This window comes from Roseomonas sp. AR75 (assembly GCF_005222815.1).
Taxonomy (GTDB): domain Bacteria; phylum Pseudomonadota; class Alphaproteobacteria; order Acetobacterales; family Acetobacteraceae; genus Falsiroseomonas.
On record NZ_STGB01000004.1, the window covers coordinates 905,419 to 922,335 of the forward strand.

Annotated in this window: 12 protein-coding genes; 1 reads left to right on the forward strand and 11 read right to left on the reverse strand. The window is 70.3% G+C overall.

Annotated elements, in window-relative coordinates; translation table 11 throughout:
- Positions 1-308 precede the first annotated feature (308 nt).
- The 8 genes from E4T13_RS18375 to E4T13_RS18410 all read right to left on the reverse strand — a co-directional run bounded on the left by E4T13_RS18375 (position 309) and on the right by E4T13_RS18410 (position 11,314).
- Positions 309-4,430 carry a choice-of-anchor I family protein gene (locus E4T13_RS18375; protein ID WP_137179728.1) on the reverse strand — a complete coding sequence of 1,374 codons (4,122 nt, stop codon included), beginning with the start codon at positions 4,428-4,430 and terminating at the stop codon, positions 309-311.
- A gap of 202 nt (positions 4,431-4,632) precedes the next feature.
- Positions 4,633-5,700: a sodium:calcium antiporter gene (locus E4T13_RS18380; RefSeq protein WP_137179729.1), complete on the reverse strand. Its 1,068-nt coding sequence runs from the start codon at positions 5,698-5,700 to the stop codon at positions 4,633-4,635.
- Between the two features lie 9 nt (positions 5,701-5,709).
- Positions 5,710-6,072 (reverse strand): hypothetical protein, encoded by a 363-nt coding sequence (locus E4T13_RS18385; RefSeq protein ID WP_137179730.1) that lies wholly within the window; start codon positions 6,070-6,072, stop codon positions 5,710-5,712.
- Complete coding sequence (locus tag E4T13_RS18390; RefSeq protein WP_137179731.1) at positions 6,072-8,633, reverse strand: cbb3-type cytochrome c oxidase subunit I; 2,562 nt, start codon at positions 8,631-8,633, stop codon at positions 6,072-6,074. Before E4T13_RS18390 ends, E4T13_RS18385 begins: the two co-directional genes overlap by 1 nt.
- Positions 8,630-9,571, reverse strand: coding sequence for a cytochrome c oxidase subunit II (locus tag E4T13_RS18395; RefSeq protein WP_137179732.1), 942 nt, complete (start codon positions 9,569-9,571; stop codon positions 8,630-8,632). The genes E4T13_RS18390 and E4T13_RS18395 overlap by 4 nt, the downstream gene beginning before the upstream one ends.
- Positions 9,568-9,915: a cytochrome c family protein gene (locus tag E4T13_RS18400; protein ID WP_206030211.1), complete on the reverse strand. Its 348-nt coding sequence runs from the start codon at positions 9,913-9,915 to the stop codon at positions 9,568-9,570. Before E4T13_RS18400 ends, E4T13_RS18395 begins: the two co-directional genes overlap by 4 nt.
- Positions 9,912-10,646, reverse strand: a complete 735-nt coding sequence (locus tag E4T13_RS18405; protein WP_137179733.1) for a cytochrome c oxidase assembly protein — start codon at positions 10,644-10,646, stop codon at positions 9,912-9,914. The genes E4T13_RS18400 and E4T13_RS18405 overlap by 4 nt, the downstream gene beginning before the upstream one ends.
- The gene (locus E4T13_RS18410) at positions 10,646-11,314 is read right to left on the reverse strand and encodes a response regulator transcription factor (RefSeq protein WP_137179734.1); all 669 of its coding nucleotides are present in this window, start codon (positions 11,312-11,314) and stop codon (positions 10,646-10,648) included. The genes E4T13_RS18405 and E4T13_RS18410 overlap by 1 nt, the downstream gene beginning before the upstream one ends.
- 297 nt (positions 11,315-11,611) lie before the next feature.
- Here E4T13_RS18410 and E4T13_RS18415 point away from each other — a divergent pair, with 297 nt between their 5' ends.
- Positions 11,612-13,069, forward strand: coding sequence for a PRC-barrel domain-containing protein (locus E4T13_RS18415; RefSeq protein ID WP_137179735.1), 1,458 nt, complete (start codon positions 11,612-11,614; stop codon positions 13,067-13,069).
- A gap of 27 nt (positions 13,070-13,096) precedes the next feature.
- Here the strand turns inward: E4T13_RS18415 and E4T13_RS18420 are convergent, their stop codons facing one another.
- The 3 genes from E4T13_RS18420 to E4T13_RS18430 all read right to left on the reverse strand — a co-directional run bounded on the left by E4T13_RS18420 (position 13,097) and on the right by E4T13_RS18430 (position 16,775).
- Positions 13,097-14,428 (reverse strand): DUF2254 domain-containing protein, encoded by a 1,332-nt coding sequence (locus tag E4T13_RS18420; RefSeq protein WP_137179736.1) that lies wholly within the window; start codon positions 14,426-14,428, stop codon positions 13,097-13,099.
- Between the two features lie 74 nt (positions 14,429-14,502).
- A complete protein-coding gene (locus E4T13_RS18425; RefSeq protein ID WP_137179737.1) occupies positions 14,503-15,228 on the reverse strand; it encodes a transporter substrate-binding domain-containing protein in 726 nt (241 codons plus the stop codon).
- Between the two features lie 26 nt (positions 15,229-15,254).
- The gene (locus E4T13_RS18430) at positions 15,255-16,775 is read right to left on the reverse strand and encodes an AMP-binding protein (protein ID WP_206030213.1); all 1,521 of its coding nucleotides are present in this window, start codon (positions 16,773-16,775) and stop codon (positions 15,255-15,257) included.
- Between the last annotated feature and the right edge of the window lie 142 nt (positions 16,776-16,917).

Sequence of the window (16,917 nt, forward strand, 5' to 3'; positions counted from 1 at the left end):
GCGTGCGCGCGGCGCCGCCGTCGTGGTCCGCACCAGACCGGACGGCGTTCTTCCCCTTCTTGTTCCAAAGAGGGTGCTCACCCGCGCGGCCCTCCGGAGCCCTTTCCCGCCTGGGGATTGCCAATGCAAGGGTATGCCGGAATTCACCCCCCTCAATGCAGGGGTATGCCAGATTCAATGCCGGGGTATGCCGGAACGGGTCTCGGAATTCCGCGGGTTTCCGGCGTGTTCAATGCTGAGGTATGCCAGATCGGACAGCCCGAGCAATGATCGGCGGCCCCGCACCGTGAGGTGCAGGGCCGTTCGCGTCAGAGGATGAAGTCGGCCGCGGTCAGCGCGTGCAGGCCGGCCAGCTTGATGACCATGTCCGGTGCGCCGCCGCTGCCGTCGTCGATCTGCACGATTGTGTCGACGGCATTCTGTCGAACCCGCAGAGAGGCGACGCCGCCACCGATGAAGGCGCCGGTCACGAAGGCAAGCGGATCGGCTGAGAGGGCAGAGAGGTCGATCAGGTCGCCCTCCTCGAAGTCGGCGATCTTGTCGGGCCCCGTCGCGGCGCTGTCGGCGAAGGCGAGGTAGCGGAAGAGGTCCGCGCCGGCGCCCCCGAGCAGGACATCGATGCCGGCGCCACCGGTCAGGGTGTCCGCGCCGGCCTCGCCGGAGAGCACGTCGTTGCCTTGGCCGCCGTCCAGCATGTCATTGCCGTCGCCGGCGAGCAGCCTGTCGTTGTCGGCGCCGCCGTTCATCACGTCGTTGCCGGTGCCGCCGAACAGCAGGTCGTCGCCGCCATCGCCGTCAAGGCTGTCGTTGCCATTGTCGCCGAGGATGCGGTCCTTGCCCTCGCCGCCCCAGGCACGGTCGTTGCCGTAGCCGGCGATGATGCGGTCATCATCCGCGCCGCCGTCGAGGCTGTCGGCGCCGAAGCCGCCGAGCAGCGCATCGTCGCCGCCCTCGCCCACGAGGCTGTCGTCGCCGCTGCGGCCGACAAGCCGGTCCGCATCGCCATCGCCCGTCAGGGTCTTGCCGTCGAGGTAGTCGAGGTTCTGGATCCGGCGATCCTCGGCAACCGGCGTGTCCGCCTCGTCGAAGGCGGTCTCCGGCGTGGCGTGGAGGGCCTGCAGGAACTCCTTGAGCGACTGCTGCTCGCCGAGCGCGTTTGCCGGCGTCTGGGCGACGAGGTCGAGCGTCTCGTCCAGCACCGGCCCGAGCGTGCCGTCGTTCAGCAGGTAGCGGAAGCTCTCGCCATTCGCCTTCACCGGGTAGCCGTCGCCGCCATTGGCCAGGAAGTTCAGCGTCACCACGCTGATCTTGGTCGGTGCGGCCGCGTTCAGCAGGCCGTTCTGCACGAGGCGCGCCATGATGTTGCCGTCGGCGTCGATCAGCGACAGGTCGGAGATGCGCTCGCCCGGGATCGCCGCCGGATCATAGGCGGCGCTCACGCCGCCGATCTGCGGGAAGCGGCCCTGGTTGCCGAGCGCGGCGAAGCCGTGCTCCAGGATCGCGCGCAGTCCGGCCGGCGTCGTCTCGAAGGTGATCAGCTTGTTGTCGAAGCGCAGCGAGTTCTCGATGTCGAGGGTCGAGACCTCGCCGTCTTGCTTGCCGGCATCCGGGTTCGCGATCGGCGGCAGCTTGTCGCCGCTGGCGACCTCCACCGCGCCGATCGAAGTGCGGATCCCGCCGCCGTTCTTGAGCGAGACGACGAAGGCGCCGTCCTCCAGCGCCTCCTGCGCGGCCAGCAGGTTGGCGTCGGCGCTGAGGTTGCCGAGGTTGGTCTCCTGATTGCGCACCAGGTTGCGCTCGCCTTCCAGGTAGACGTCGGTGTAGCCCCAGGTCTCGCCGTCCTTCGCCAGGATCACGGCCTGCACCGCCTCGGTGATGTCGGCGACCGCGGCGCCCTTGGTGCCGTCCGCGAAGGCGGTGGTGGCGAGGTCGGCCTCGTCGACACCCCAGGCCGCGGCGACATTGGCGGCGGTCGACGCATAGGCGCCGCTGACCGCCGGATCGAGGCTGTCGGTGATGATGTTCCCGTCCGCGTCGAACTGCACCACAAGGCGGCCGAGATAGGTGTATTCGTTGTCCGTATTGACGATCAGCGTGGTGCCGCCATCGGCGGCCGTGGCCAGGATGGGGTAGGTGTCGGCGAAATCCGCGGCGTGGCCTGGGAAGGCCGCGGGCACGTCGTCGGCGTCGCCGAGCCGCGTGTTGGAGCCGGCGGCCAGGATGATGTCCACGCCTTCCAGCAGCGGCGCCAGTTCGATCTCGAAGGCGATCTGCTGCAGATGCGCCATCAGGATGATCTTGTTGACGCCCTGGTCGCGCAGGTCGTCGATCACGACCTGCAGCTGCGCGGCGAGCAGCACCATGTCGTTGGCCTCGCTGCCGTCGCCCGCGAAGCCCTTCACCTCCACGCCGCCGGTGGAGGAGATGGTCTCCAGGATCTGCGTGGTGGCGCCGACCAGGCCGATCCTCTCGCCGCCCTTGTCGACGACCGCGGAGGGCACGATCCTGCGCGCGAGCGTCGCCGCATCCTCAAGTCCGCCGACGCCCACCGTCTCCAGGTAGCGCGCGGCGATGTCGCTGTCGCCGGCGAAGGACAGGTTGGCCGAGAGATAGGGGAACTGCGCGTCGTTGATGGCGTCGCTGAACACGCGCGTGCCGAAGTCGAACTCGTGGTTGCCGATCGTGGATGCCTCGACGCCGATCCGGTTGTGGATCTCGATGTCGGCGGCGCCGGGATTGTCGCCCTTGTTGTGCGTGGCGGCGACGGAAGGATCGGTGCCGGCGGCGAAGAAGGGGCCGGGGATGTAGTTGTCGCCGCCCGCCAGGATCAGGGTGTTGGCATAGTCCTCCTCGAAGGCATCCACCAGGGCCGCCAGGTAGGGCGCCGTCTCGCTGGCCAGCAGGCCCGCCTCGCCGTCGGAGAAGTGCAGAAGCTGCAGCGTGAAGGTTTCCTCGATCGCGTAGACCGAGACGGTGCTGCTCACCTCGTTGCTGACGACGAACAGCGCCTTGCCGGTCGGGCTGTCGCCGGCGGCGATGAAGATCCCGCCCTCCGGGCTGACGTCGCCGGACCGGCGCACCATCGCGGTGTAGGTCACGTCGGTCACGTCGGTGATGTCGAAGACGAGGTTGGCGTTGGCCCGCTCCAGGCCGACGAAGGCGTAGGTCCTGCCGCCGATGGTGGCGATCTCGATGCTCTCCGGCTCCGGCCCCTTGTTGTCGGAGCGGCCGTCGAAGTCGGCGAGGCCAAGCAGGCCGTCCTCCACCATCTCCGCCGCGATGCGCTCCAGGATGTCGCCGCTGTCGAAGACGATCGCGCCGGTCGCGTCGAGGATCGAGAAGGATCGCGCGCCGAGCATCTGGATACGGTCGATGTCGCCGTCTCCGTCGGTGTCGCCGCTCACGCCGGCATTGGTTACCGTCAGGCGACCGAGATTGGCGTTCTGCTTCAGCGTCGCCTCGTTCGGGAAGGCGGCGTCGTCAAGGTCGAGGCTACCCGCGCGCACGGTCTCGTCCGGCGTGATGAAGTCGTCGCGGTCGTCGCCCTCGTTGGCGATCACGAAGTAGGTGCTGCCGCCCGATTCGTAGCTGTCGATGGCATCGGGCATGTACATGCCGGACACCGGCATGCCGGTGACGAGCTTGACGAGGTTGCTGTTGCCTGCGCCGTCGCGATCGCTGAAATCGGCGAGCTGCGTCGAGAAATCCTTGAAGCCGAGCGGGACGATGTCCGTGATGGTCGCCGTCGTGATGTCGAGCAGGGCGACCGCATTCGCCTCCTGCAGCGTCACCATGGCCTTGCTGCCGTCGGCGGAGATGGCGATGTATTCCGGCTCCACGTCGTCGGAGACCGAGACGCCGGCGAAGATGCGAACACCTGCGGTGCGGAGCGCATCCTCCTGGCCGTCGAAGGCTGTGAAGCCCGCGGTCTGAACCGTGGCGGCGCCAGGGCCGCCGGAGAGATCGATGATCGAGATCGAGCCCTTGCCGCCGGGCGTGCCATCGTTGAGGTATTCGCCTTCGTTCGCGACCAGGATCTTCATGCCGTCCGGCGTGAAGGTCACCATGTCCGGATGCACGCCGACATCCACCATCCCAAGCAGGTTGCCGGTCGCCGCCTCGATCAGGACGACCTTGCCCGGATCGGCCTTGTCCGCCGCGAGTACCGCGGCGGCGACGACGCCGCCCTTCGCCGCCACGCTCGTCACGTCCGTCGACGCGAGATTGAACGGGGCGGCGGTCAGGTCGATCGTCGCGATGAGCGACGGCGCTGCGGGGTTGGCGAGATCGACCACCTGCAGCCCGCCATTCGACGTGACGAAAAGCCGGTCGCTGGCCGGGTCGAAGGCCGAGATCTCCGCTCCTGCCAGTCCCAGCGAGCCCAGATGTTGGATGGAAAGCGCGTTGGTCGGCGTGGTCGAGAGCGACATCGGCGGATTCTCCCTGGCGGCGATCCGCCGCGCATGGCTGCCCGCCCGCCGCGATGCGCGGCAGCGTGGGCAGCGACATGGGCGCGGCGGGCGTGGGATATGGTCCTCGGATGACAGAGCGATGACGGAACGCCTGCGGATCGGTGAAGACGTTCCCGCCGCCACCAGGCGGGCCGGCACGATAGAAGCGTGACGGCCCCGCTCAGCCGCCGGTCTGGTTGCGCAGGAGGTACAGCACCGCAATGCCGCCGGCGTAGCAGATCAGGGCCGCCAGGCTGTCCCAGCCCATGCGCAGCACGGTGCGGTCGCGCCGTTCAACGAGGCCGGCCATGAACAGGGCGGTCAGCACCGCGCCGAGCAGAGCGCCGAAGGCCGAGAAGGCGCCGACGCGGCCGAGCACCGGCGCGCCGCTGGACAGCGCATCGGTGACGAAGATCAGCGCGGCGTTGAACAGGTTGGTGCCGAAGATGTCGCCGAGCGCCATCTCATAGCGCTTCAGCCGCACCGCCCCGAGCATCGTGCTGATCTCCGGCAGCGATGTCGCGACGGCGACGAAGGTGGCGCCGAAAAAGGCGGAGCCGAGACCCGTCCTGGCAGCGGCGGCGGATCCGGCCTGGCTCAGCAGGTAGCCGGCAACCAGGATCGCGGCTGCTGCGGCGGTGGTGCGCAGCACCAGCGCGCGCGTGCTGCGCTCGTCCTCGTTGTCGTGCCCGGAGGGTGCCGCAGGCGTCGCGGCCTGCTCGCTGTCCTGCTCCGGCGGCACCATCCAGGTGATTCGCCCTTCGTAGCCGGACAGCGCCCAGATCGAGGCGAGATAGCCCAGCAGCAGCACCAGGCTCCAGAGGCCGAAGGGACCGATGGCGACATCGCCTGTCGTGATCGCGGCGGCGACGAGCGCCAGCAGGATGATGTTGAGCGCGGCCTGCAGCAGCACGACGGGCTGCACGACGACGGAGGTCAGTGCCTCCCGTCCGATCGCGGCGTCCGCCATTGCCAGCAGCGCCACCTGCGCCGCCACGCTGCCAAGCAGATTGTTGACCGCAAGCACCTCCTCGCCGGTGAAGGAGGAGGTGACGGAGACCGCGACCTCCGGCAGGGAGGTGATGCCGCCGAGCAGCACGAGCCCCGCGAAACCCTTGCCCATGCCGGTGCGATCGCTGATCTGGTCCACATATCCGGCGAGCCGCGACCCGGCGACCCACACCACCGCGGCAGCGCCTGCGAAAACGGCGGCAAGCAGCCAGAGTGGCCAGGATTCGAAGTTCAGCATCGCGCCCCGTCAGCCGCAGGGCGGCAGGATCAGCACCGGCACCGCTTCCCAGAGGATGGCGAGCGAAGACAGCAGGGCCACCGCGACGGTGAGCCAGGTGAGGAAGTGCGGCTCGTGCTCGCCTGCCCGGGCCGTCATGCCGTCGGCCAGCCGGCGCCAGGCTGCGATGCCGACAGCCGCCACGGCGAGCAATGCGAACGCGGTCAGCCCGAGCACCAGGGCCGGTACCAGATCATGGCCGAGCAATGTGGCGTCCGGCGCGGCACGCATGCAGGCCGTGGCCTGCGCGCAGTAGATCGCGAGAAAGTGGATCGCCCAGATGATGAGCGCGCCGATCGCACCGATCAGCGGAAACAGGCCGCGGCCGCGCATCAGCCCGTTCCCGCAAGCCGTGGAAAGAGATGGGTCAGCGCCAGCCCGGCGAGGGCCTGCGCCGTGGCGTAGAACCAGAAGATGCGGACATTGTCGAAGGTGACGCGGCGCACCGGGTCGATCAGCCCGGCAAAGGCGCGGGCCGCGGTGTAGAGCGCCATCAGCGCCAGCAGGGCGGCGTGGAAGCCCTGCCAGAACTGGTTGGCAAAGACCGACGCGGCGAAGGCATGCGCAGTCGGCCGCAGCCCCGAATCCCACCACGCCCCCAGGTCGAGCGCGACGCCCGAGACGAAGAGCACCAGCGCGCCCAGCAACAGCACCGCCATCACGCGCGGCCGTGTGCGCCGCAAGGCCAGGTCGGACAGCCACACCGCGACGGCACCACCGGCGACCAGCACGGCGGCGGCGGCGGGCTGCAGCAGGTCCGGCAGCACGGTGCCATCCGGCGGCCAGCCTGGCTGCGCTTGCGACAGCCAGAGGAAGGCGTGGGTGAAGATCAGGCAGCCGAAGGTGGTGGCGTCCACCAGGATCAGCACCACCATCGCCCACCAGCCGACGCTGTCGCTGCCGGTGATGTACACCGGCAGGCGCAGGCCGCCGCCGATCTCCGCCTTATCGATGACCGGGCCCAGATCCGTGCCCGTCCAAAGCCACCAGATCACGGCCGCCAGCGCGACGACGCCGAACACCGCAGCCAGCCACACCAGCTGCACCGTCAGCGACAGGAAGAAGCCGGCCGTGCCGATGGCGGCGATCACGTGGCCCCAGCCCGGGCCAGGGATGATGGCGACGTATTGCGGCCGCGCTTCCACCGGGCTCGTCACGATGGTCTCGCGCAGGCCGGTCACGGTGCCTGGAAGAAAATGCCGCCCCTGCTCCACCTCTTCCGAGAGGTTGGGGTTGTCCCACAGCGGCTCGCGGCTGTGGATGCGCGGTATGCTGCGCGCGGCGTAGTTGCCCTGCGGAAGCCATTCCAGCGTGCCGCCCTTGTACGGGTTGCCCTCCGCATCGTTGGAGATGCGGAAGTGCAGCACGAGGTCCACGATCAGCAGGACAACGCCCAGGGCGGCGATCCCCGCGCCGATGGTGGAGGCCATGTTCCACGGATCCAGACCCATGCCTTCCGGATAGGTCCAGACACGTCGCGGCATGCCCATCAGGCCGCTGACATGCATCGGGAAGAAGGTCAGGTTCACGCCGATGAAGAGCAGCCAGAACACCCAGGTGCCGAGCTTCTCCGACATGCGCCGGCCGCTTGCGGACGCTGCCCAGTAGTAGATGCCGGCGATCAGCGGGAAGACCATGCCGCCGATCAGCACGTAATGCAGATGCGCCACGATGAAGTAGGTGTCGTGCGCCTGCCAGTCGAAGGGCACGACCGCCACCATCACGCCGGTGAGCCCGCCGAGCACGAAGATGAAGAGGAAGCCGAAGACGAACAGCATCGGCACTTTCAGGCTGGGTCGTCCGGTGGCGATGGTGGCGATCCAGGCGAAGACCTGGATGCCGGTCGGCACCGACACCGCGAAGGACGCCGCGGAGAAGAAGCCCAGCGAAAGCGAGGGAATGCCGGTGGCGAACATGTGGTGCACCCACAGCCCGAAGCTCAGGAAGCCGGTGCCCACCAGCGCCATCGCCACCAGCCCGTAGCCCACCATGCGCGCCTGCACCATGGCCGGGATGATCATGGAAACCGCGCCCGCGGCGGGCAGGAAGATGATGTAGACCTCGGGGTGGCCGAAGAACCAGAACAGGTGCTGCCACAGCAGCGGATCGCCGCCGCGGTCGGCCAGGAAGAAGGGCCAGTCGAAGGCACGCTCCAGTTCCAGAAGCACCGTCGCCCAGATCACGGCCGGGAAGGCGAAGACGATCATCACCGCGAAGACCAGCATCGCCCAGGCAAAGAGAGGCATCCGACCCAGGCTCATGCCCGGCGCGCGATTGCGCAGGATGCCCACGATGATCTCGATGGCGCCGGCGATCGCGGAGATCTCGATGAAGCCTATGCCGAGCAGCCAGAAATCCTGGTTGATGCCGGGCGAGTAGGCCTTGCTGGTCAGCGGGGGATACATGAACCAGCCGCCATCGGGTGCGAGATCGAAGAACAGCGAGCAGAAGAACGCCGTGCCGCCGATCGCGTAGGCCCAGAAGGCGAAGGCGGAGAGGCGCGGGAAGGGCAGGTCGCGCGCGGCGAGCATCGCCGGCAGCAGATAGACGCCGAGCGCTTCCACCGCCGGCACGGCAAACAGGAACATCATCGCCGTGCCATGCACGGTGAAGAACTGGTTGTACCGGTTGGCGTCCAGGAAGTCGTTGCCGGGCACGGCAAGCTGCGTGCGCATCAGCAGCGAGAGGATGATCGCGAAGACGCAGAACAGCCCGGCGGTGCCGAGATAGAGCGTGCCGATCCAGTTGTTGTTGACCACGGTGACGAAGCGCCACCCACGCGGGCGACGCCAGACCCGCTCCAGCTCCTCCAGCTCGCCCGCCGGCCGCGGCAGGTCGTTCGGCAGCGGCGCCTCCGCGGAAAGCGGATCGAGCGGGCGGCCCGGCGGCGTCACTTCAGGCTCTCCAGCCAGGCAGCGACGGCGCGAAGCTGCGGCCCCTCGAGGACGGCGGCGAAGGACGGCATGGCATTCCCCGGCTTGAGGTCCTGCGCGCCGGCGATCCAGCCCGCCATCGTGCCGCGATGGTTGTCGAGCAATCCTGCGGCGAGCGAGAGGCGGCTGCCGACATGCGTCAGCTCCGGCCCCAATCGCCCCGCCCATTCCGTACCGCGCACGGTGTGGCACGCACCGCAACCGACCTCGCCGAAGGCCCGCCGGCCCATGGCGAGGAACGGGTCGTCCGGCTCCACGGCCGGGCTGCGTTGGCGTTGCAGCCATGCCTCGTATTGCTCCGGCGTCTCCGCGACGACGAAGAAGGCCATCAACGCGTGCTGCACGCCGCAATACTCGGTGCACTGCCCGCGCATGATGCCGGTTCGGTCGGCGCGGATCACGCGCCGGTTCACGCGGCCGGGGATCATGTCGATCTTGCCGTGCAGCGCCGGGATCCAGACGGAGTGGATCACGTCGGCGGACGACACCTCCAGCACCACGTCGCGCCCCGTGGGGATGCGGATCTCGTTGGCGGTGACGAAGGCGGCACCGGTCTCCGTCGCCGGATAGCGCAGCTCCCACCAGAACTGGTGGCCGATCATCTCGATGCGCAGCGGCGGCGGGCCGCCGGGCAGCGGCAGGCTCACCGTGCGCCCGACCAGCAGCGCATGCACCAGCAGGGCGCTGAGCACCACCACGGGAAACCCGACCCCCGCCGCCAGGATGAAGCGGTGAGATCCGAGTGTGGCGCGCGTACGCGGCCCTGCCATCATCGCGAGCAGCACGAACAGCGCGACCGCGCCGAATATGATGGCCGCGCCGCCGAACAGCAGCCAGGCGAGATCAGAGAGTTGCGTGCCGTAGGGTCCGGCAGGCGCCAGGACGGATTGCCGATTCATCTCAGAGTCGCGAGGAAGGCGGTGATGTGGCGTGCCTCGGCCTCGTCCAAGCCAAGGCGCGGCATGGCCGTGCCGGGCGCGATGGCGGGCGGATCGCGCAGCCAGCGCCGCATGTTCTGCGGGGTGTTCGGCAGGATGCCCGCGATGTAGCGCCCGGCGCCCACGCCGCGCAGCGGCGGCCCGACATGACTGCGCGGCCCGCGCAGCCCGGGCACGACATGGCAGGCGGTGCAGCCATGCATGGCGACCAGCCGCCGCCCGAGCGCGGGATCGCCCTGGGCAACGGCCTGCCCGGCGGTGGCGAGCAGGACGATGGCGGCGCAGGTCACGCGCGCGACGATCACAAGGCAGCCACGTCCGGGCGCGGCCGCGGCAGTGCGGCGAGCGCGGCGACCATCACGGCGGCGAAGAGCAGGCCCCCCGGCACCCACATCACAAGTCCGCCAAGCTGCTGGTCCTCCAACGGGGTCAGCCCCCAGGACAGCGTCACGGCGGGGACGTGCGGCGCGTAGAGCGCGCGGGGCGCGAAGGTCAGCAATGCACCGAGGGCGCCCATCTGCAGACCCGTCACGAGCCCTGCCAGCGCCGACGCGATTGGCCGCGCGCTGCGGGCGCCGAGGATTGCGGCCCAGAGCCAGGTCGCCGAGACGGCCAGCGTCGCATGCATCCACCACCAGGCGATGCCGTCGGGGTGAAAGCTGGCGGCGTAGGGGCGCGGCAAGTGCCAAAGCCAGAACAGCGCTGCAAAAAGCGCGGCGGCGGGCAGTGGCGCTGGCGCGACCAAGCCGGTTCGCGCCAACGCCCTGCCGAGCAGCGGCGCCGCGACCAGGACGATCAGCAGGTGCTGCAGCACGCGGGCCCCGAAGAGCGCCACGGCGAGATTGCAGAGCGGCGATACCAGCGCCAGCGCGAGCACGAGCCAGCCCAGTGCCGCAGCGGCACGCGCGGCACCGCCGCGGCAGGCGGCGGCGAGCCCGAGCGCAACGAGCCCGAGGATACCGAGCAGCAGCGGGTCCATGTTCCATGCCACGCCGCCAGGCAGGGGCGGGGCGCCGCAATAGGGCAGCCCCGTCATCACCGCCCGTCCTGAGGCACCGGCGCCTTCGCGACGATCGCATCGGCGGCAGCGACACCGGCCGCCAGGGCGATGCGTACCGCCTCCGGCAGGCTGCGCGCGCCCAGCTTCGTCATCAGCTTGCCGCGATGGATTTCCACCGTGCGGGGGCTGATGCCGAGATCCTGCGCGATCACCTTGTTCTGCCTTCCGGCGACGAGGCCCTGCAGCACCTGCGTCTCGCGTGCCGACAGCGTGGCGACGCGGGCCTCCGCTTCCGCAACACGCCGGACCTCCTCCAGCGCTTGGTCTGCGCGGCGGAGGGCATCCGCCACGGCGCGCAGCACGTCGTCCGGGCAGAACGGCTTCTCGATCACGTCGCAGGCGCCCGCCTTCATCGCGCGCACGGCCATGCCCACATCGCCGTGCGCGGCGATCACGATCACCGGATGCGCCATGCGCTGTTCGGCCAGCGCATGCTGCACCGCGGGGCCATCCACCCCGGCCATGCGCAGGTTGAGGAGGACGCAGCCGAAAGGCAGGCCTTCCTGCGCGGCGCGCAGGAAGGCCGCTGCGCTGGGGAACGTCTCAACGCCGAAGCCCGCCGCTTCGAGCATGGTCGCGAGAGGCCTCGGAACGGATGTCTCGTCGTCGACAACATGCGTGATGCGGACATCGGCCGACGACATCATGGCCTCCCTTGCGCGATTTGCGGTGGCGCCGATCATGGCGGCAATGAGGCAACACCTGTGCCGGCCGCGGGTTCATCCCAGGCCTGCGCGTCAGCGACGATGCGCGCCCCTGCCACGCGCATCGAACGCGCCGATGCGTATCGGTTTCCCTCCGTTGCGTAGGTAGCAGCACGGAGTCCCCCCGCGCTGCCTGCGCCTCCAAGTCCCGTCGTCGAGTGCGTCGCCATCTCCGCCCGCTGGATCGCCGGCCGGCCGAGGTGCATGCGACGCACGCCCGAACGAAGGAGACAGGGAATGACGAAGACGGAACGAACCACGCTGCGCAGCACGTCGCGGCACGGGCTGGCGAGTGGCGTTGCGGCGCTGGCGCTCTTGCTGGGCGCGCCTGCCCTCGCTCAGCCGCAGCCGCCGCAACGCGCGCAGTCCGCGCAGCCGGCGCAGGGAGTCCAGGGACAGGCCGGCCAGGCGCCGAGCCAGCAGGCCGGGAGCAACCAGCCTGCCGTCATGGGGCAGATGCGGACGGCGGAGCAGTCGTTGCGCGTGGCGCAGCAGCAGCTCTCAAGCGGCCAGAATGCGAACATTCCGCAGGCGCGCACGGCGGTGACTGCAGGCATGACCGTGATCGGCCGCGTGCCGAACGACGTGCAGCAGGGTGAGGAATTCCGTACGGCGCGCGAGCAGCTGACCGAGGCGAACCAGGCCCTGCAGGGGCAGCAGCCCGATGCGCGGCAGGCGGCCAACCAGCTCGGCGAGGCGGCCGATGCGCTGGCCGCGCTGGCCCGGCGCATGGGCAACACGGCGGATGCGGGCCAGTTGGGGCAGCGCACGAGCCAGCAGGCGCAGGGTCAGCAGGCGCAGGGCCAGCCAGCCCAGGGTCAGCAGACGCAGGGTCAGCAGACGCAGGGTCAGCAGACGCAGGGTCAGCAGGCACAGGGTCAGGCCGGCCGCGGCGCGCAGATCGCGGTGCAGCAGCCGGCGCCGCAGGTCACGGTCCAGCAGCCGCAGCCGCAGGTGACGGTGCAGCAGCCCGCGCCGCAGGTGACCGTGCAGCAGCCGCAGCCGCAGGTGACGGTGCAGCAGCCGCGGCCCGAGGTCACCGTCCGCCAGGCGCAGCCCGAGGTGAGGGTGCAGCAGGCCGAGCCTCAGGTGACAGTGCAGCGCCAGGGCGAACCGCAGGTGACCGTGCAGCGTCAGGGCGAGGCCCAGGTGACGGTGCAGCGCCAGGGCGAGCCGCAGGTCACCGTGCAGCCCGAGGGGCAGGCGCAGGTTGAGACCCGCCAGCAGAGCCAGGCCCAGGCAACGCAGCAGCGCGAGCAGCGGGCGCAGCCGCAGGCCGACCAGCGCACCGGCGCGGCCACCACGCCGGCACCGGCGCAGTCGGCCGGCTCGCAGGCGCAGCAGGCTGCCGCTTCGCCGGCCGCGGGCGTGCCGCTGCAGAGCGTGCAGCGCCTGATCGGCACCAATGTCTACAGCAGCAACGGCCGGGAATCGGGCGAGGTGCGCAACCTGCTGCTCGACCGCGAGGGCCGTGTGCGGGCCGCGGTGATCGAGTGGGGCGGCTTCCTCGGCATCGGCGAGAAGGAGGCGCTGGTTCCGATCGAGCGGCTGCGCCTCGGCGAAGCCGGCAACGACCGCGTCACGATGACGATGACACGGGAGGAGCTGGAGGCGCTGCCGCGCTACGACCGCAACAATGTCGCCGCCTATGGTCGGGATCGTGGCTGGGGCGACGGCGCGCGGATGTATCGCTGATCCGGTGCGCCGCCTGGCCTCCGCGGGTCAGGCGGCGCGCGCGAGACTGGCGGCGAGGGTGGCATGCCCTTCGGCATGCCGCTCCGCCGCGGCGGCGCGTACGGTCTGGTCCTGGCTGCCGCGCAGGGCGGCGTCCCGCGCCAGGTCCAGATGTCGGCGCAGCACCGCCAGCCGCGCCGGATCCTTCTCAACCGCTGCGACGGCGCCGATCACTTCCAGCAGCCGGATGCTCACAGCGGGCTCGGATTCGCCGGCCTGGCGAAGCATGTGGAACATCGCATCAGCGAGGCCCGCGTAGTCCGTGACGGGCCGCTGCAGCCGAAGCACGCCATCTCGCCAAATACGGCCGTCCGGCAGCCGGCGCGCGGCGGTCTCGCACAGCGCTGCCCCGAGCTGGTCCAGGACGTTCACCGCCGTGAAGGGGTCCCGCGTGCCGGCCGAGAGCGCGCGCATGCCCACCTCCACGAGCTGCCGCACCGCGTATTCCAGGTCCTGTTCGACATTGCGCGTGGCACCGAGCGACAGCGCGTCATTCAGCGCGGCCTCTGCTTCGTGGTGCAGCGTCGCCGGCATCACCTCCGCCACGGCGCTGCCAGGGAAGATGAACCCGCCGGGACGGACGAAGAGACGGATGCAGGCATCGTGCCCGGCCGCCCAATCCGCCAGCGCATCCTCGTTCAGCACGCGCATGTAGCCGCCGCCGGAGACATGCAGCCGGGCCGTCTCGTCGTGGCGCGTGGGCGATGCGGGCGGGCTGGGTTCATCGTCGTCGTCCCGCCTCGGCAGCGCACGCAGAGCATGCACGAGATCGTCCTGCACCAGGGCCACCACGCGATCCACATTGATGGAATTGGCGACGTGGTGCAGAAACCAGACCAGAACCCCGACGCAGGCGAAGGCCAGCAGCAGCGCGCCGGAGACGGCAAGCTGCGGCACGAAGGCGCCCTCCTCCGCCTCCCGCACCGAACGCAGCGCGACCAGCGCGAAGGCGAAGGTGGCGACGAAGGTGCCGAGCGCGTACTGGTTGCCGGCATCGCGGGTGAAGTTCTGCAGCAGCCTCGGCCCCATCTGGCTGCTCGCCAGGCTGAGCGCCGCGACGGTGATGGAGAAGGTCGTGCCGGCGACGCCGATCGTGGCGCCGGCCACCGTGCCGAGTACGTCCCGTGCCCCCGCGACGCCACCGGCATAGAGCCAGGCGGCGGCCCAGCGCGGCAGTTCGATCCGGCCATCGAGCGCCACCAGGGCAGCGGAGAGGAGTGCGCCTGACAGCGTCATGATCGCCGGGCGCAGCCAGAACTGCGCCCGCAGGTCGGACACGAACTGGCGGAGCCATGCTCCGTTCGCGAAGCTCCGGATCATTCGCGCCCGTTCTCCCCCTTGCTGCGCAGGGGTAACGTAACAGGCGTGGTGCGGTTCGCGCGCCGCGCCGGCGGTCAGGCGGCGGGCGCCACCGAAAGGCCGCGCACCCCATGCTTCGCAATCAGTCGCGCCACCAGGCCGGAGGCCTTCGCCTCCTCCACGAAGTCGCGCAGGAAGGTGGCGCCCGCTGCGTTCGGCTTCGCCGTGCCGACCGCCTGCTGCACCGCCATGAACTGCCCTTCCAGCACGCGCGCGCCCGGCAGCTTCGCAACCTCCTCCAGCAGCTTGGGCCGGAGTCCGGCCAGCGCCTCCATCTTCTCGGCGCGGAACAGGTCGAAGGACCCGTCCAGGCTCGGGGCCCGGTGCAGGCTGGCCGCCCGGATGTTCCGCTCCAGCCAGAGGTCGTAGGCCGCGCGGGCGGCGACGGCGATCCGGTTGCCGGGCCGGTCCACCTCCTCGATCGCGGTGATCGCCGAGCCCGGTGGCACGAGGTAGGTCGCCTGGATCTCGCAATAGGCGGGGGAGAAGGTGATTCTCTCGGCGCGCTGCGGCTCGGCGCCGATGAGGCCGATGTCCCAGCTGTCGGTGCCGGCCGCATCCGCCAGTTCGCCCGGGCGGGGGTAGGGCACGTAGCGCACGGGCACGCCCAGGCGGTCCGCGATGGCCCGCGCCATGTCCGGCGCGACGCCCTCGGGGTCGCCGGACGGCGAGCGACCGCTGACGAGAAGGAAGTTGCTGAGATTGATCCCTGCGCGCAGCACGCCGGTGGGGGCGAGCTGGGCGACGATCTCGGGCGACATGCGGCAGTTCCCTGGCGGTCTCTCTGTCAGGATGGTGCGCCGGCCAGCCGATCCCAGCAATCGTCGCGGCCGGGGGACAGGCGATGCTTCATGATCCGCTGGCTCGGCGTGCGCTCGAACTCCGAAACGATGGCGATGAAGCGCGGCTGCTGGTAGCGGGCAAGCCGGGTGGCGAGCCACGCGCCGAGTTCCGGCGGTGTCAGCCGCGCGCCGGGGCGCAGTGCGACGAAGAGCTTGATCTCCTGCTCGCCGAGCTCCGCGGGGATGCCGAGCATGGCGCAATCCGCGACATCCGGATGCTGTGCGGCGACGCTCTCCACCTCCCAGGCGCTCACATTCTCGCCGCGCACGCGGGCGCTGTCGGTCAGGCGCCCGTGGAAGAACAGGTTGCCGGCAGCGTCCAGGCTGCCCGCATCGCCCGTGTGCAGCGCGCCGTCGCGCAGCGCGCGTGCGGTGGCGGAGGGGTTGTCGAGATAGCCGCGCGTGAGGGCGAGTGCGTCATGCGCGCGCACCACGATCTCGCCGCGCAGGCCTTGCGGCACGGGGCGGCCCTCGGCGTCGCAGATCGCCACGTCGAGCCAGGGCATCGGGCGGCCGACCGCTCCGGCTGGTCCGCCGGCATTGAAGGTGGTGAAGCTCGACGCCTCGGTCATGCCGTAGCACTCGCGCAGCGTGACGCCGAAGCGCTGCTGCACGGCGTCCCGGATCTCCGCCGGGCAGCCGCCGCCCCAGGCGACCCGCACGCCATGCGCGCGGTCCGAAGGCGCCGGCGGCTGCTTCAGCAGGATCTGCAGGATGCCGCCGAGATAGTGGATATGCGTGGCGCCGGCCTCCGCTGCCTCCTGCCAGAAGCGACTGGCGCTGAAGCGCGGCACCATGTGCAGATGCACGCGCCGCAGCAGCGGCAGCACGGCCATCTGTGCGCCGCCGATGTGATAGAGCGGTTCCCACATCAGCATCGCGTCGCCGTCGCGCGCATCGGCGACCAGCGCGGCGCCCTCGCCGGCCAGGCGCAGCATGCGATGGGAGACGCGCACGCCCTTGGGCGGGCCGGTGGTGCCGGACGTATAGCAGATCGCGAAATCCGCGGCGGGATCGGGCGTGTGCCCCGGCGGCGGCGCCGTGCCCCGCGCGAGGCCGGCAAGGTCGGTCTCGGTCAGGATGGCGGCGGCGCCCGCTTCCTGCAGGGCGGCGACCACGGAATCGGCGGCGACGACCAGCTCCGGGGTGCTGTGGCGGAGGATGTAGCGCAGCCCCTCGCCGACGGCCTGCATGTTGAGCGGCACCCAGACCAGGCCGGCCTTCGCCAGCGCATGGATCAGCGCCAGCGGCAAGGCGCCGTTCGGCAGCATGCTGGCCACCCTGTCGCCCGGCGCGGCGCCTGCGGCGCAGAGTGCCGCGGCGATGGCATCGCTGCGCCGGTCCAGAAGAGCGAAGGTGAGGTCATCACCCCCGCAGCGGGCATAGAGACGGCCGGGCTCCACCGCGGCGATGGCGCGGAACAACTCGACGAAGCCGCCAGGTGGCGGCAGGGATGGCATCGTCATGATGTACCGGTTGGTTGCCACGGCAGGAGCCGACCCGGAAAGGCAATAATCGCCGGCGCGCAGGATGAGGACAGCTACGATCGCATGGCAGTACGTGTTATCGTGAGACTGTGTGCGTCCAGCCGCATCGCCTGTCAACGCA

Bases quoted from the DNA above. Each gene is read 5' to 3' on its own strand.
- E4T13_RS18430 (WP_206030213.1), bottom strand. From the start codon at position 16,775: ATGACGATGCCATCCCTGCCGCCACCTGGCGGCTTCGTCGAGTTGTTC.
- E4T13_RS18415 (WP_137179735.1), top strand. From the start codon at position 11,612: ATGACGAAGACGGAACGAACCACGCTGCGCAGCACGTCGCGGCACGGG.
- E4T13_RS18420 (WP_137179736.1), bottom strand. From the start codon at position 14,428: ATGATCCGGAGCTTCGCGAACGGAGCATGGCTCCGCCAGTTCGTGTCC.
- E4T13_RS18405 (WP_137179733.1), bottom strand. From the start codon at position 10,646: ATGACGGGGCTGCCCTATTGCGGCGCCCCGCCCCTGCCTGGCGGCGTG.
- E4T13_RS18410 (WP_137179734.1), bottom strand. From the start codon at position 11,314: ATGTCGTCGGCCGATGTCCGCATCACGCATGTTGTCGACGACGAGACA.
- E4T13_RS18425 (WP_137179737.1), bottom strand. From the start codon at position 15,228: ATGTCGCCCGAGATCGTCGCCCAGCTCGCCCCCACCGGCGTGCTGCGC.
- E4T13_RS18375 (WP_137179728.1), bottom strand. From the start codon at position 4,430: ATGTCGCTCTCGACCACGCCGACCAACGCGCTTTCCATCCAACATCTG.
- E4T13_RS18380 (WP_137179729.1), bottom strand. From the start codon at position 5,700: ATGCTGAACTTCGAATCCTGGCCACTCTGGCTGCTTGCCGCCGTTTTC.
- E4T13_RS18395 (WP_137179732.1), bottom strand. From the start codon at position 9,571: ATGAATCGGCAATCCGTCCTGGCGCCTGCCGGACCCTACGGCACGCAA.
- E4T13_RS18385 (WP_137179730.1), bottom strand. From the start codon at position 6,072: ATGCGCGGCCGCGGCCTGTTTCCGCTGATCGGTGCGATCGGCGCGCTC.